This is a genomic window from Bacillus cereus group sp. BceL220 (genome assembly GCF_051776965.1).
GTDB classification, from domain to species: Bacteria; Bacillota; Bacilli; order Bacillales; family Bacillaceae_G; genus Bacillus_A; species Bacillus_A cereus.
Genome location: NZ_JBPWBC010000003.1, coordinates 430,704 through 446,196 on the forward strand (window position 1 = coordinate 430,704; position 15,493 = coordinate 446,196).

Below are 15,493 nucleotides of genomic sequence, written 5' to 3' on the forward strand. Positions count from 1 at the left end.
TATTGCTAAGAGTGGTATGAGTAGCTATGCTATTTATGCAAACTGGGTGGTAACACGGTGAATAATCGTCCCTATGTCTATCGTAGACATAGGGGCTTTTTTGTTTTTAAAAAATAAAGGGGATGACAAAAGATGAATATTATTGATGAATTAGAATGGCGCGGCGCCGTTAATCAGCAGACTGACGAAGAAGGCTTACGTAAGCTAGTAGAAGAGAAAAAGATTTCACTATACTGCGGAGTTGATCCGACTGGTGATAGTATGCATATCGGACATTTGATTCCGTTTATGATGATGAAGAGATTCCAATTAGCTGGTCATCATCCTGTTATTTTAATTGGCGGGGCAACAGGAACAATTGGTGATCCGAGTGGACGACAATCAGAGCGTCAACTTCAAACGTTAGAAGTGGTTCAACATAATGTAGATGCGTTAACAGCACAAATGAAAAAGCTATTTGATTTTGGTGGAAATAGCGAAGTGAAGATGGTAAATAACTATGATTGGACACATGAAATAAATATTATTGAGTTTTTACGTGATTACGGGAAAAACTTTAGCATCAATAGCATGTTAGCGAAGGATATTGTAGCAAGCCGTTTGGATACAGGTATTTCTTTCACGGAATTCACGTACCAAATTTTGCAAGCAATGGATTTCCATCATTTATACACGAAAGAGGATGTTCAACTTCAAATTGGTGGTAGTGACCAATGGGGAAATATTACGAGTGGTTTAGATTTAATTCGTAAGTTAGAAGGTCATGAGGCGAAAGTATTCGGATTAACGATTCCGTTATTATTAAAATCGGACGGTACGAAGTTTGGTAAATCAGCGGGTGGTGCGGTTTGGCTTGATCCTGAAAAAACGACACCGTTTGAATTTTACCAGTTCTGGGTAAATACAGATGACCGTGACGTAATTAAATACTTGAAATACTTTACGTTCTTAACGAAAGAGCGTATTGATGAATTAGCAGCGAAGGTAGAAACAGAGCCTCATAAACGTGAAGCGCAAAAAGTATTAGCAGAAGAAATGACGAAATTCGTTCATGGAGAAGAGGCGTTATTACAAGCTGAGAAAATTACAGCAGCGTTATTTAGCGGAGATATTAAATCGTTAACAGCTGATGAAATTGAACAAGGCTTTAAAGAGATGCCGACATTCCAGTCTTCAAAAGAGACGAAAAATATTGTAGAGTGGCTAGTTGATTTAGGAATTGAACCATCTAGACGACAAGCGCGTGAGGATATTAATAATAGAGCTATATCTATGAATGGCGAGAAAGTAACAGATGTGGGTATAGATGTTACTGTAGAAAACTCGTTTGATGGAAGATTTATTATTATCCGTAAAGGAAAGAAGAACTATAGCTTAGTGAAATTGGGATAATAGTTTTTGTGGAAGAGTGGAAGGAAAGAAGATGCTTTCACTCTTTTCATATACACAATTTAGACATAAAATAATCAGTAAATTTAGATAATTAAAAGGGTTATATTATTCTTTTGCCGAATAAATAAATTAGAGAAAATTACGGATAAAAAATAGCCCGAACCATGCAGGGAATGATTCGGGCTTATATTCAGATTAGTAAGCTAAGCTGAATAGACCTTTAATGTGTGATAAGTAACGAACGTTACTTGCTTCTTTCATTAATGATGCTGGTAGACCTTTAAGTGGAGTATTGCTTGCTCCGATTGTAGCAACAGCATCTTTACGTCCTAGACTAGCAAGTGTTCCAGAGTTTACAGGTGCGAACTCTTCGAATGCTTTGCCTTCTAGTGCTGCGTATAAGTTGTATCCAATTAACTCACCCATTTGCCAAGCGATTTGTGCAGTTGGTGGGTATGGACGACCGTCTGGAGAGAAGACAACAGCGCTGTCTCCAGCAACGAATACGTCTTTGTGAGAAGTAGATTGTAGGTATGCATCAACTGTTGCACGTCCACGGTTAACTTCAAGACCTGATTCACCGATTAATGGGTTACCTTGAACGCCACCTGTCCAAACGAATGTGTTAGCAACAAGTTTTTGACCGTCTTTTAAGTCGATTTCATTGCCAGCAACGTTTGTTACAGGAAGACCAGTTAAGAATGTAACGCCGCGTGCTTCTAGGCTAGTAGTTGCACGTTCGATTAAGTGGTCTGGTAATACTGGAAGGATTTTTGGACCTGCTTCAACAAGAAGAAGTTTAACTTCTTTTGGATTTACGCCGTGGCTTTTTGCAAGTTTAGGCATAATGTCAGCAAGCTCACCAACTAGCTCAACGCCAGTTAATCCGCCACCACCGATTACGATTGTAGCATCAGCTTCGTTTTTCGTTTTCGCGTATTCACGAATACGGTCTTCAACGTGTTTGTAGATTTTGTTTGCATCAGCAGCAGATTTTAATACCATGCTGTTTTCTTCTAGTCCTGGAATACCGAAGTAAGCAGTTTTACTTCCTAAAGCAACTACAAGCGCATCGTAAGATAAAGTAGTGCCGCCAGCTAGTTTGATTTCTTTGCTATCAACTGAGAATGACTCAACTGTTGCAATTTTAAGATCGATATCTTTACCTTTGAAAAGCTTTGTAAGTGGCATTGCAATTGCTTGCTCAGACACGTTACCAGCTGCAAGGCGGTGTAATTCAGTGATGATTTGGTGTGTTGGGTATTGGTTAATCACTGTAACTTGTGCTTCTGATTTGCTGTAATATTTACGTACGTTTAAAGCGGCAAGAAGACCGCCATAACCAGCGCCTAAGATGACAATTTGTTTTGACATAGTATGATATCCCCCGTCTTTACTAATTGTTGTTATAAGTTAAATTATTTATTGTTACGTTCTGCACTAATTTGAAGATATGCGTTCACAAAGCGGAACATTTTTTGTGCTTGTGGATCTTTTAGTAATTTTAACAGACCGAATAGGCCGATAACTTCGTTGCTTTCGTCAGCACGATCTTTCGCTTCGATTGCAGTTGCAGCCATGCTTTTCACTGTATCTTTTACAGGTTCTACAAGCTCTGTAATTGCACCAACAGTGTCGCTTTTTAATACTTCATCAGTAGCAACAGTTTGAGCGAAGTCATAAGACTTAGTTAAAATGTTAACAAGCTCAGTTAATTTTGGAAGCTGTTCTACTAGTGTTGTTAATGATTCTTGTACCTCAGGTTTTAACAATTGATCAAGTACATCAAGTTGTCCTTGGCTAGCAGAAATTTGTACAGTTTCTTGTTCTGGCTTTGTTTGAGTCATAGTTTCTGGCATCTCCAATTCTCCTTTACGATAGCAATACTCTTATTTTTTTATAAGTAAGATAGTAAACGTTTACGAAACTTTATGCAAAGTTTCACAAAACACAATAAAATGCCTTTAAATTTATGACAGCAAGTAAGCTGCAAACATAAATCTAAAACCATAACGTCTTACTTATTATTTATGAACTGTCCGATATATGGCTTGTCCGCATAATGGAAAAGCTCCGTTACCGGAAAGTGTATATAATATATATCCTATATTATATACTATATACACCTATGTTAACATAAAAATGATTCCTAATTATTTGATATTGAGTGTATAACGTAGTGCTGACAAGGTATGAAAGCGTATAAAATATTTTGTTTCAGTTAGAAATGTACATATATATATAGAAAAAAAGGAAAAAACGAACAAATTCATGTTCGTTTTTTCCTTTTTCCTATTATTCACCTTCCGCAATTAGCATCGATGTGTTACCTTCTTTTTCAAGATGGCATTCACCCCAAGAACAAAGAGAATCAAGAATGGATTCTAAAGACCAACCGTAGTCGGTAAGAGAATATTCTACTTTCGGTGGGACTTGGTTGTATACTTTTCTTTGAATAACACCGTCGTCTTCTAATTCACGTAATTGCTGCGTTAACATTTTTTGTGTAATACCAGGCATTGAGCGTTTTAATTCACTCGTTCTCTTTGTACCTTTCGTTAAGTGACAAAGAATAACAACTTTCCATTTGCCGCCGATAACTTCTAAAGTCGCCTCTACAGGAATATTGTATTTCTTCATATGAAACCCTCCCTTTTTGAGTAAAGTAAGTTTAATAATACAAATGTTACTTTTTAGTACCTATAGCACTTTAAAGTACGTACTTTTTATTATGTTAAATATGTTTCATAATAGCACATGTAAGAGGCAAATGAGTAGTACGGTACCGAAAAGTGACTATGTTACTTTTTAGTGCCTATCGTACTTTAAAGTGCGTTCTTCAAAAAAGGAATGAAACCATTCATAATAGCATTTGTAAGTATGAAATATATTTTTTAGAAGATAAAAGGGCCTTTTTATCACACTATTATGATTGGATTTCTTGTAATAAGGAGGAATTCAATTGAGTTCATATACAGTACCATCTTCGGAAGCTCAGACGAGTCGAAGAAGTATGTTTGCTTTATTAGCACTAGCAATTAGTGCATTTGGGATTGGTACGACCGAGTTTATTAGTGTCGGTTTACTACCATCTATTTCAAAAGATTTAAATGTGTCGGTTACAACAGCTGGTTTAACGGTTTCCTTATATGCGTTAGGAGCGGCAGTAGGAGCTCCTGTTTTAACAGCGTTAACGGCTAGTATGTCGCGAAAGACATTATTAATGTGGATTATGGTTATTTTCATTATTGGTAATGGCATTGCGGCTGTTGCAACAAGCTTCACTGTATTAATTATCGCAAGGATTGTAGCTGCATTTGCACACGGTGTGTTTATGTCGATAGGATCTACAATTGCGGCTGCAATCGTACCAGAAAATAAACGTGCTAGCGCAATTGCGATTATGTTTACTGGATTAACAGTTGCGACTATTACTGGTGTGCCAATTGGAACATTTATCGGTCAAGAGTTTGGCTGGAGAGCGTCATTTATGGCGATTGTTGTAATTGGAATTATTGCTTTCATCGCAAACAGTATATTGGTCCCATCTAATTTAAAAAATGGTGTACCTGTATCGTTTCGTGATCAATTTAAACTAATTAAAAATGGAAGACTGTTACTTGTTTTCATTATTACTGCACTTGGATACGGTGGTACATTCGTAACATTTACTTATTTATCACCCCTATTACAAGAAGTAACAGGATTTGAAGCAAGTACCGTTACCATCATTTTATTAGTGTATGGAATTGCCATTGCGATAGGGAATATGGTCGGCGGAAAATTATCGAATCATAATCCGATCCGAGCGCTATTTTACATGTTCCTTATTCAAGCGATTATATTATTTGTTTTAACATTTACAGCGCCATTTAAAGTAGCTGGATTAATCACAATTATTTTCATGGGACTATTCGCATTTATGAATGTTCCGGGGCTACAAGTATATGTAGTTATATTGGCAGAGCGCTTTGTTCCAAGTGCGGTTGATGTTGCTTCAGCAATTAATATTGCCGCATTTAACGGAGGAATCGCTTTAGGTTCTTATATAGGTGGCCTTGTAACGAATTCGTTAGGATTAATCCATACTGCTTGGGTAGGCGGTCTTATGGTAGTAGGTGCTGTGATTTTAACAGCATGGAGCATGACATTAGAAAAAAGAGATCAAGTAAAATAAAAGGAGAGAAAATAAAATGAAAAACTTACAAAGTAAAACAGTATTAAATAATGGTGTAGAAATGCCTTGGTTCGGTTTAGGTGTATTTAAAGTAGAAGAAGGACCAGAACTTGTAGAAGCTGTAAAATCAGCGATTAAAGCAGGATACCGTAGCATCGATACAGCTGCAATTTACGGAAATGAAAAAGCTGTAGGTGAAGGAATCCGTGCAGGTATTGAAGCGACTGGTATTTCAAGAGAAGAATTATTCATCACTTCAAAAGTATGGAACGCAGATCAAGGATATGAAACAACAATCGCTGCATACGAAGAGAGTCTAAAAAAATTAGGACTAGATTATTTAGATTTATATCTTGTTCACTGGCCTTCAGAAGGAAAATATAAAGATACATGGAGAGCGCTAGAAACACTTTATAAAGAAAAGCGCGTACGTGCAATTGGTGTAAGTAACTTCCAAATCCATCACTTACAAGATGTAATGAAAGATGCAGAAATTAAACCAATGATTAACCAAGTAGAATACCACCCTCGTTTAACACAAAAAGAACTACAAGCTTTCTGTAAAGAACAAGGTATTCAAATGGAAGCATGGTCACCACTAATGCAAGGTCAATTATTAGATAACGAAACATTACAAGAGATTGCTGAGAAACACGGTAAAACAACAGCTCAAGTTATTTTACGTTGGGATCTTCAAAACGGAGTAATTACAATTCCAAAATCAACGAAAGAACACCGTATTATTGCAAATGCTGATGTATTTAACTTTGAATTAACAAAAGAAGACATGGAAAAAATCGATGCGTTAAACCAAAATCACCGCGTTGGTCCAGATCCTGATAACTTCGATTTCTAAGATTAAAGTAAGAAAGAAAAAAGAGTGCTTTTATGCGCTCTTTTTTTTGCATAAAAATATTTTCTAATTAAATACTACTTAGTATTAAGTTTGTTATTAAGGGGCTGTAAACATGAATATAAAGCAATCGTTCAAACTTTTAGCTATGTTTTTAAGTGTCTTATTTGTATTATTCCCACTTCAAAAAGCATTCGCAGAAGTTATGGATCATACAAAGTATGAAATGAATTGGAGTTATAGTAAGTCAAAGAAGAAACCAATTCGAACAGAACTTATTAAAACGGCAGATGGAAAAATTGCATTTTGCTTAAATGTAGATTTAAAATCTCCGAGTGGTCAAGATTTACCAGAAATGGGTAAAGTGGATATTAATGTGTACCGTGTACTGTTGAATGGATATCCACAAAAGAGCCCACAAGAATTAGGAGTATCTGATTGGAGAGAGGCGCATTATGCAACGCAGCTTGCAGTATGGAATGCGTTAAAACAAATTGATGTTAATGATTTAGATTTCCGAAATAAAAATGTAGAGAAAGTAACAAAAGATATCGTTGCAAAAGCAAACGCTAGCGAAGAGCTACAAGAAATTACGATGAGTGTAACTCCTACAGAAGAACAAGAAGCAGTATTAAAAAATGATTTCTTTGAAACAGGTTTATATACGGTAGAAACAAATGCAAAAAGCGGAACGTATAAAGTGCAAGCAACAGGTGCACCAGCGGGCGTGAAATTTGCAAATGAAAAAGGCGAAACAAAAACAGAATTTAATGTAGGAGAGAAGTTCCGCATTTTAATTCCGAAACAAACGCCAGCTGGTGGATTTAGCTTTAAAGTATCAGGAAATTTAACGAAACTACAAGGAATTGCGCATAAAGGTACACCGACTATTCAAAATGCAGTAGTATTACTTGAGCGTAGTGAAGAAAAAACAAGTCCAGAGTTAGCGGTAAGTTGGAAGAAACCAGAAGGGCCACAGACGCCAAATAAACCGTATACTCCAAATGAGCCACATAAACCGAATCAAAAAAGATAATGAAAAAGCATTGGCGTGTGCCAATGCTTTTTCATTATGGATTCTTTAAAGATATACCAAGATAATAATTAATCAAGTGAAACACTATTTCAACGTTTTAAAAAGTATTTTAAAATAATAAAATATAACAAAATCTAAACGTTACAATTAACGGATTTTATTCACAAAATTGTAACATTATTCTAATTGGAGAGGCTATCAAACAAAGTGTAAAGCGTGTACAATTCAGTTGGAAAAACTACCTATAGATGGTCATATATGAAGAAAATGTAAGATTCTATTACTATTTTTACTTTTAGATGTATAGATGACAATACTAAAGTGTATCTTTTACTATTCTCTTTTTATGTACGAAGAGAACTCATCACAAATAGAGAGAAGTGAGGAGGGCATATTACATAAAAATTTTACAATGTAAGAAAGCGAATACATAGGGAGGAATGCGGTAGTAATTGATACAGGTGCGCGAGGTGTTAGTCTATTCATTAAATGTTTTTATAAAAATAATAGGATTTCTTATTAAATGGATATATAGGATAGTTTCTCTAAATAAAGGAACAGGGGACACAGATTATGTCGAAGAAAAAGACGAGTAGGGTATTAGTAGCTGGTGTTTGTTTAGCTACGTTATTAACGCCATATGGACTTGAATTACCTAAGGTGTATGCAGAGATGACGATTGAAGATAAAGAGAAACAGCAAGAAGAGCGAGTGTATCAATTACTGCCAAAAGGTGATGTAGAAGGGATGCGTGAGTTGCATCAGCGTCGAATGAGTTTTTCTCCTTATGAGCCAACGGGCATTTATGTAAAGCCAGGTGAAGAAGTAGTTATTCAAGTAGAAGGGACTCAACAGATTAAAGCTTATATTGGTACATATTCTTATGAAAAAGAAGAACCTAAACAATTCAATTTAAATCCTGGTGAGAATAAAATTTCTTCTTCAAATGGGGGACTATTATACTTTTACAATTATCACAACACAGCAGAAGTAGTCGCTAAAGTGAAAAAAGGTGGTACACCAAACCCTTTATTTATTTTAGGAAAGCATACGACAAAAGATTGGAAGCGTATGTTGGCAGAAAACCCTGATCCATATGCAATAGAAATGAAGGGAGAAAATAGTTTATTAACTATGCATCCTGAAACTGTGGCGGAACATTTGAAGCAAGAAGATCCAGCTGCGCTATTAAAGAAGCACGATGAAATAATTAATATAGAACATAAGATATCAGGTTTATCAAAAGATGGTGCGGGTGTTGCGAATCAAGGTAAACATTCCATTCATTTTGTTGAAGACTGGTATACAGACGATTATATGTATGCGACTTATTATCGAACAGCTTATAGTAAAGGCAATTTAGAGTCAGTACTAAATCTAGAAGAGTTAACCAATGATGGATGGGGGCCTTGGCATGAAGTTGGACATCAACATCAACAAGACACTTGGTTATGGGATGGACTTGGAGAAGTAACCGTTAATATTTATTCTTTGGCAGTTCAAACTACATTCGGGCATAAAACAAGGTTAGAGCAAGAGGGGCGCTATGAAGCTGCATTTGCTTATTTAGGTAAACCGGATGCACAAGAAAAGATGAATGAATTTGAGAAATTAGTTATGTTTTGGCAGTTGCATTTAGCCTATGGGGATCAATTCTATCCAAATTTACATCAAATGTATCGTTTGTTACATGATACAGAACTGCCTAAATCTGATGAAGAGAAAAAGCAGATGTTTATTTATATGACGTCAAAAGTGGCAGGACAAAATTTAATTCCTTTCTTTGATAAATGGGGATTAATTGCAAATGATGCTACAAGAGAAAAGATTGAAAAATTAAATTTACCAAAATTAGAAAAAGAAATATGGTTATCTACAGATAGCAATCCAATTCGTGAAAAACAAACTGAGTTATATGAAGTTCCATATGGCGAGCCAAATAATGAAAAAATACAAAATGTGGTAATCGGTACTACATATGATGAGGAAAAAGCAAAGGAACTTGTACAGAATTTAGGAGAAGGTGTAAAGACAACAGGTGTGATTATGCAAGATAAGCCTGAAGTTGGAGAAAAAACTGTAAAAGTAGAAATTATAGATGAAAAAGGTAATAAGAATTTAATTCCTGTTGTGGTGAATGTCGGTTATGAAAATGGTATAGTCTTCCAAGGTGATGGGAATAAGATACGTTCTATCGTAACGGCTAATTATAATACGAAAAAGCTACAGGCAACATTTACGGACTCTAAAGTTCATTATCGTTTTGAAAACGAAAAATATATGGGAATAACGATATATGATCGAAGTGGAAATGTAAAGAAAAGCATTTCAGTAGAAGGGCAAGAGAGTTCGAAAAACTTTGCAAATCAATTAAATGGCTTAGATTTCGCATATGGTGATGTTGTCGAAGTATATCATGCGGAATCAGATCGATTAAACTGGTATCAAAATAACGAATTTGTAGGCAAGGGGAAAGGGAAAGCGGAACAAAAGTTTTACTTTAAAATAACGGAGCAAGGTTTCGAGAGAGTCGAAGCTCAGCAACAAGTAACAGCAGTACCGCAAAAGGTAGTAATTGGAATAGACACTGAAAAATTAAATGCAAAAGACTTTGTTCAAGTAAAAGATGGAGAAGTAATCGGATTTGTAGAAAAACCAAATACAACAAAAATCGGTGAACAAAAAGTAAAAGTAGAAACGAAAGATCGTTTTGGAAATAAGCAAGTAACAGAAGTGCCAGTAGAAGTGGTTTATGGAGATAGTATTGCATATGCAGGATATGGCGATGATATTGCTTCAATCGTAACTTTAAAGCACGAAGAGAAGAGATTCCATGCAACTGATATGGATAGCGAAATTCATGAGTATTTTAATAAAGAGCTATACATGGGAATCACGTTATATGATGGAGCAGGAAAAGAGAAGAAACATGTAACAGCAGAGGGACAAGAAACATCAGAGAACTTTGCGAAGCAAGTGAATGGTATGCAGTTCGAGTATGGAGATGTAGTGAAAGTATTCCACGCAGAACCGGTTCGTTTGAAATGGTATCAAAATAATACACTTACTGGTCAAGGTGAGAAAAAAGGGGCAAAAGAACTATTCTTCAAAGTGACAGAAAAAGGCTTTGAGAGAATGGATATGTTGCAAGAAGTAACAGTGAAGCCTCAACAAGTAATAGTTGGAACGGATGTAGAAAAGTTAGATGCGAAAAACTTTGTTGAAATAAAAGACGGAGAAGTAGTAGGTTTTGTAGAAAAGCCAAATACAACAAAAATTGGTGAACAAAAAGTAAAAGTAGAAACGAAAGATCGCTTTGGAAATAAAACGGTGACGGAAGTTCCGGTGGAAGTGATTTACGGAGATAGTATTATGTTCTTTGGTACAAGTTATGGAGGAACAAATATTAAATCAGTTGTAACGTTAAATCATGAAGAAAAGAAATTCAGTACAACGGGTGCAGAAGGTGCAGCGCATACGTCATTTAAAGACGAAAAGTATATGGGAATGACTGTATACGATAAAGATGGAAAAGAAAAGAAAGAAGCATCAGTAAAAGGATCTGAAAATACAAAAGGGTTCGCAGAACAATTTAATGGCATGGCCTTTGAATATGGGGATATGGTAAAGATATACCAAAAAGAGTTTGATAGATTTAAAGTATATAAAAAGAATGAACTAGTGGATACGGAATACGGTGTTCATGAAGTGATGTTTAAAGTTACAGAAAAAGGCTTTGAGAAAATGGAAGCTCAGCAAGAAGTAACACTGGTACCGCAAAAAGTAGTAATTGGAACAGACGCTGAAAAATTAGAAGCAAAAAACTTTGTTCAAGTGAAAGACGGAGAAGTAGTAGGGTTTGTAGAAAAGCCAAATACAACAAAAATCGGTGAACAAAAAGTAAAAGTGGAAACGAAAGATCGCTTTGGTAATAAAAAGGTGACAGAAGTTCCATTAGAAGTGATTTACGGTGATAGTATTATGTTCTTCGGTACAAGTTATGGAGGAACAAATATTAAATCGGTTGTCACGTTAAATCATGAAGAAAAGAAATTCAGTACAACAGATTCAGAAGGTCCAATGCATACTTCATTTGCAGATGAGAAGTATATGGCGATGACTGTATACGATAAAGATGGAAAAGAGAAGAAAACTCTATCAGTAAAAGCATCTGAAAATACAAAAGGATTTGCGGAACAATTCAACGAAATGACGTTTGAATATGGAGATATAGTAAAAGTATATCAAAAAGAGTTTGATAGATTTAAAGTATATAAAAAGAATGAACTAGTGGATACACAGTATGGTGTTCATGAAGTGATCTTTAAAGTGACAGAGCAAGGTTTCGAGAGAATGGAAGCTCAACAAGAAGTAACGGTAGTACCGCAAAAAGTAGTAATTGGGACAGAAGTTGAAAAATTAAATGCAAAAGATTTTGTTCAAGTAAAAGATGGAGAAGTAATTGGATTTGTAGAAAAACCAATTACGACAAAAATCGGTGAACAAAAAGTAAAAGTGGAAACGAAAGATCGCTTTGGAAATAAGCAAGTGACGGAAGTTCTCCTGGAAGTAACATATGGAGATAGCTTACTTGTATATGGGTTAAGCTATGGTGGTGACGATATGAAATCAATTGTAACGTTACATCATGATGCGAAAAAAATGAGTGCGACGGATACGAGTAATTTGATTCATGATTATTTTGGAGATGAGAAGTATTTTGCATTCACTCTGTACAACAGAGAGGGAAAAGAGAAGAAAAATATAGAGGTAAAAGGGCTGGAGAGTACAGAAGCTTTTGCTAAGGAAATAAACGGACTAGCGTTTGAATATGGAGATGTGGTGAAAGTGTATCATGCTGAATCTTCACGCTTACACTGGTACAAAAAAGATGTATATGCGGGAGAAGGAAAGAATAAAGAGATAAAGGAACTAGTCTTCAAAATTACTGAAAACGGCTTTGAAAGAATGGAAGCTAAGCAAGAAGTAACAACTGTACCGCAAAAAGTAGTAATCGGAACAAACGCTGATAAATTAGATGCCAAAAACTTTGTTCAAGTAAAAGACGGAGAAGTAATTGGTTTTGTAGAAAAACCGAATACAACAAAAATTGGTGAACAAAAAGTAAAAGTAGAAACGAAAGATCGCTTTGGAAATAAGAAAGTGACGGAAGTTTCATTAGAAGTAACATATGGAGATAGTATAGTATATCAAGGTGTAGCTAATGTAACACGTTCAATCGTTACGTTAAATAATGAAGAAAAGAAATTACATGCGACATTTACCGATGATGAAATACATTATCGTTTTGTAAATGAACAGTATATAGGACTTACGATTTATGATAAAAATGGAAAAGAGAAGAAGCATGTAACGGCAGAAGGACAAGAGACTTCAAAGAATTTTGCTGGGCAAGTAAATGGAACGGCATTTGAGTATGGAGATGTACTGAAAGTATACCATGCGGAACCGAGTCGTTTGAATTGGTACAAAAAGAATGAGTTAGTTAAAAAAGAGGATGCGATGAAGGGGCAAGAAATATCCTTTAAGATTACTCAAAATGGATTAGAGCAAGTGCAATAATAAGAAAAAGCTCGTAAAACATAATGTTTTACGAGCTTTTTTTATTATTCAGCTTCAGAAACTACTGTGAAGCGTTCATTTACGTGTTTTGGGTTTTCTATTTCATCAAGTGCTGCAACTGCGAAGTCTTCGTAACTTACGTAGCTATCACCTTTTGAGTTAACAAGGAGATTGTCTTTGCCAGCTTTGTAAGAACCAGTGCGTTTTCCTAATGCGAATAGTGCAGAAGGGCTGATGAATGTCCAAGTGATATCATTTGTTTGTTGTAAGATTTCTAGGTTTTTACCTTGGTTTTGAGCTGTTGCAAGGTATTCGCCTGGGAAACCTGATGTCTCAAATACACGTGTTGTTTTCTCTTCGTCTACAAATAAGCTTCCAGCGCCACCAACTACAAGTAATTTTGTATTAGGTGCACCTTTCATAGCTTCAATTAGTACGTTTCCTGCATCTACGTGAAGGTGTTCTTGTCCTGCTGGAGCGCCAAATGCATTTACAACTACGTCGAATGCTTGTAGGTCGTTAGATGTAAGAGAAAATACGTCTTTTTCTAAAACTTTTACGTTTTCTTCTGTAATTTTTGCAGCGTTTCTTACGATTGCAGTTACTTCATGTCCACGATCTAATGCTTCTTTTAAAATACGACTTCCTGCTTTACCAGTTGCTCCGATAATTCCGATTTTCATAATAAATCCCTCCAAAGTGTTTTGTTAAATTGTATATCTGAAAGTGAATGAATATATTGTAATTAAGTTTGTTACAACCTGTTGTAATCATTATAGTTACAGGTTGGTGTTTTTGTCAATGGGGTAGTTTGTAGATTTATTTTTTGTTTTAGTATGCACAGTTAGAGGGAGGAGAGTCATAAAGATATTGTTACTTCGCGCTTGGCTAATATTTGGAAATTGCAAATTGTCGAAAAATGTTGATTTTTGAATGTTTTTTAAATATAATTCGTTTTATGGAGAAAAGGAGGGGTTAATTGTATGAATATTTTGGAACAATTCGTTTCGTCAACGAATACGATTCTTTGGTCATATATTCTTATTGCAATGTTAATTGGTTTAGGGCTTTATTTTTCTATTAAATTAAAATTCGTACAACTTACTCATTTAGGGGAAATGATTCGTTTAATGAGTGATGGACTAACTGGCAAGACACGTAAAAAGGGCAGCGTATCATCGTTCCAAGCATTTTGTATGAGTTCTGCAGCTCGTATTGGTATCGGGAACTTAGCTGGTGTAGCGTTAGCTATTTCTATGGGAGGACCTGGGGCTGTATTTTGGATGTGGGTTATTGCGATTATCGGTGCGTCTTCAAGTTTCGTAGAAAGTACGCTTGCGCAAATTTATAAAATAAAAGATGGCAGTGGCTTCCGTGGTGGTCCTGCTTATTATATGGAAAAAGGTTTAAATAAACGTTGGATGGGGATTTGGTTCTCTATTCTGATTACAATTAGTTACGGTTTAATTTTCAACTCAGTACAAGCAAATACAGTAACATTAGCGTTTGAAAATGCATTTGGCTTAGAGCGTTATATTGTTGGTATTGTATTAGCTGCATTAGTTGGGGTTATTATTTTTGGTGGTGTAAAAAGTATTGCACGTATGTCGGAAATGATTGTTCCGCCAATGGCACTTATTTATATTGCAGTAGCTATTTTTGTTGTCATTAAAAACTTCTATTTAATACCAGATGTGTTTACGGAAATCTTTAAAGGTGCATTCGGTTTAGATTCAGCTGTAGGTGGTGGTATCGGTGCTGCGATGAAATATGGTATCCAGCGCGGATTATTTGCGAACGAAGCAGGTATGGGTAGTGCGCCGAACGCGGCAGCAACAGCTGATGTAACGCATCCAGCAAAACAAGGTTTTATTCAAACGATTGGAGTATTAGTAGATACATTCTTAGTGTGTACATCAACAGCATTTATCGTACTATGTTCTGGTGCGTATAAAGCAACGAATTTAGAAGGTATTGAATTAACACAAAATGCATTAAGTTCACAAATTGGCCCATGGGCGAGCAGTTTCTTAGCGATTATTATTTTCTTATTTGCATTTAGTTCACTTCTAGGAAACTACTATTATGGTGAAACAAATATTGAATTCATTAAGCAAAGCAAAACGTGGTTAACAATTTACCGTATTGCGGTAGTTGGAATGGTATTATTCGGTTCTGTTGCGACGCTTCAAGTTGTGTGGAATATGGCAGACTTATTTATGGGTCTAATGGTAATCACGAACTTAATTGCGATTACACTTCTTGGCCGATTTGCGTATGCAGCATTAGCAGACTATGTAAGGCAAAAGAAACAAGGGAAAGATCCAGTCTTCAGTGCAGATTCTATTCCTGGTTTAACGAATACAGAGTGTTGGGATAAGTCAGCGGTAACAGATAAAGAAAAAGCAGTGTAAATGAAAAGGCGAGCATCGAGGTGAATTCGATGCTCGCC

10 protein-coding genes and 1 other annotated feature (1 of these 11 running past the window's edge) are annotated in these 15,493 nt (G+C 35.8%); of the genes, 6 read left to right on the top strand and 4 right to left on the bottom strand.

Annotated features, from left to right (window positions below; all coding sequences use genetic code 11):
- Window positions 1–76 (top strand) — a binding site (T-box leader); it begins 140 nt to the left of the window's first position.
- Window positions 77–132: 56 nt separating this feature from the next.
- On the top strand, window positions 133–1,392 hold the full coding sequence (gene tyrS, locus ACS2FK_RS11190; protein ID WP_063548983.1) for a tyrosine--tRNA ligase: 1,260 nt from the start codon (window positions 133–135) through the stop codon (window positions 1,390–1,392).
- A 195-nt stretch (window positions 1,393–1,587) separates the two neighbouring features.
- Here the strand turns inward: tyrS and ACS2FK_RS11195 are convergent, their stop codons facing one another.
- The 3 genes from ACS2FK_RS11195 to ACS2FK_RS11205 all read right to left on the bottom strand — a co-directional run bounded on the left by ACS2FK_RS11195 (window position 1,588) and on the right by ACS2FK_RS11205 (window position 4,032).
- Complete coding sequence (locus ACS2FK_RS11195; protein WP_000043199.1) at window positions 1,588–2,766, bottom strand: NAD(P)/FAD-dependent oxidoreductase; 1,179 nt, start codon at window positions 2,764–2,766, stop codon at window positions 1,588–1,590.
- Window positions 2,767–2,810: 44 nt separating this feature from the next.
- On the bottom strand, window positions 2,811–3,251 hold the full coding sequence (locus ACS2FK_RS11200; protein WP_001115309.1) for a DUF1641 domain-containing protein: 441 nt from the start codon (window positions 3,249–3,251) through the stop codon (window positions 2,811–2,813).
- 436 nt (window positions 3,252–3,687) lie between these two features.
- Window positions 3,688–4,032, bottom strand: coding sequence for a winged helix-turn-helix transcriptional regulator (locus ACS2FK_RS11205; protein ID WP_000760481.1), 345 nt, complete (start codon window positions 4,030–4,032; stop codon window positions 3,688–3,690).
- A gap of 373 nt (window positions 4,033–4,405) precedes the next feature.
- Here ACS2FK_RS11205 and ACS2FK_RS11210 point away from each other — a divergent pair, with 373 nt between their 5' ends.
- From ACS2FK_RS11210 to ACS2FK_RS11225, 4 genes are all read left to right on the top strand, one after another.
- Window positions 4,406–5,569: an MFS transporter gene (locus tag ACS2FK_RS11210; protein WP_003272282.1), complete on the top strand. Its 1,164-nt coding sequence runs from the start codon at window positions 4,406–4,408 to the stop codon at window positions 5,567–5,569.
- A gap of 16 nt (window positions 5,570–5,585) precedes the next feature.
- Window positions 5,586–6,425: an aldo/keto reductase gene (locus tag ACS2FK_RS11215; protein ID WP_000793561.1), complete on the top strand. Its 840-nt coding sequence runs from the start codon at window positions 5,586–5,588 to the stop codon at window positions 6,423–6,425.
- Between the two features lie 112 nt (window positions 6,426–6,537).
- Entirely contained in the window at window positions 6,538–7,458 is a 921-nt protein-coding gene (locus ACS2FK_RS11220; RefSeq protein WP_001022535.1) for a thioester domain-containing protein, read from the top strand.
- Window positions 7,459–8,031: 573 nt separating this feature from the next.
- Window positions 8,032–13,041: a putative mucin/carbohydrate-binding domain-containing protein gene (locus ACS2FK_RS11225; protein WP_063548981.1), complete on the top strand. Its 5,010-nt coding sequence runs from the start codon at window positions 8,032–8,034 to the stop codon at window positions 13,039–13,041.
- 44 nt (window positions 13,042–13,085) lie between these two features.
- On the opposite strand, the gene ACS2FK_RS11230 is transcribed toward ACS2FK_RS11225, so the two are convergent.
- Window positions 13,086–13,724 carry an NAD(P)-dependent oxidoreductase gene (locus ACS2FK_RS11230; protein ID WP_049107568.1) on the bottom strand — a complete coding sequence of 213 codons (639 nt, stop codon included), beginning with the start codon at window positions 13,722–13,724 and terminating at the stop codon, window positions 13,086–13,088.
- Between the two features lie 300 nt (window positions 13,725–14,024).
- Here ACS2FK_RS11230 and ACS2FK_RS11235 point away from each other — a divergent pair, with 300 nt between their 5' ends.
- A complete protein-coding gene (locus tag ACS2FK_RS11235; RefSeq protein WP_016079792.1) occupies window positions 14,025–15,455 on the top strand; it encodes an alanine/glycine:cation symporter family protein in 1,431 nt (476 codons plus the stop codon).
- Window positions 15,456–15,493: the final 38 nt, after the last annotated feature.

Bases quoted from the DNA above. Each gene is read 5' to 3' on its own strand.
- tyrS (WP_063548983.1), top strand. From the start codon at position 133: ATGAATATTATTGATGAATTAGAATGGCGCGGCGCCGTTAATCAGCAG.
- ACS2FK_RS11195 (WP_000043199.1), bottom strand. From the start codon at position 2,766: ATGTCAAAACAAATTGTCATCTTAGGCGCTGGTTATGGCGGTCTTCTT.
- ACS2FK_RS11200 (WP_001115309.1), bottom strand. From the start codon at position 3,251: ATGCCAGAAACTATGACTCAAACAAAGCCAGAACAAGAAACTGTACAA.
- ACS2FK_RS11205 (WP_000760481.1), bottom strand. From the start codon at position 4,032: ATGAAGAAATACAATATTCCTGTAGAGGCGACTTTAGAAGTTATCGGC.
- ACS2FK_RS11210 (WP_003272282.1), top strand. From the start codon at position 4,406: ATGTTTGCTTTATTAGCACTAGCAATTAGTGCATTTGGGATTGGTACG.
- ACS2FK_RS11215 (WP_000793561.1), top strand. From the start codon at position 5,586: ATGAAAAACTTACAAAGTAAAACAGTATTAAATAATGGTGTAGAAATG.
- ACS2FK_RS11220 (WP_001022535.1), top strand. From the start codon at position 6,538: ATGAATATAAAGCAATCGTTCAAACTTTTAGCTATGTTTTTAAGTGTC.
- ACS2FK_RS11225 (WP_063548981.1), top strand. From the start codon at position 8,032: ATGTCGAAGAAAAAGACGAGTAGGGTATTAGTAGCTGGTGTTTGTTTA.
- ACS2FK_RS11230 (WP_049107568.1), bottom strand. From the start codon at position 13,724: ATGAAAATCGGAATTATCGGAGCAACTGGTAAAGCAGGAAGTCGTATT.
- ACS2FK_RS11235 (WP_016079792.1), top strand. From the start codon at position 14,025: ATGAATATTTTGGAACAATTCGTTTCGTCAACGAATACGATTCTTTGG.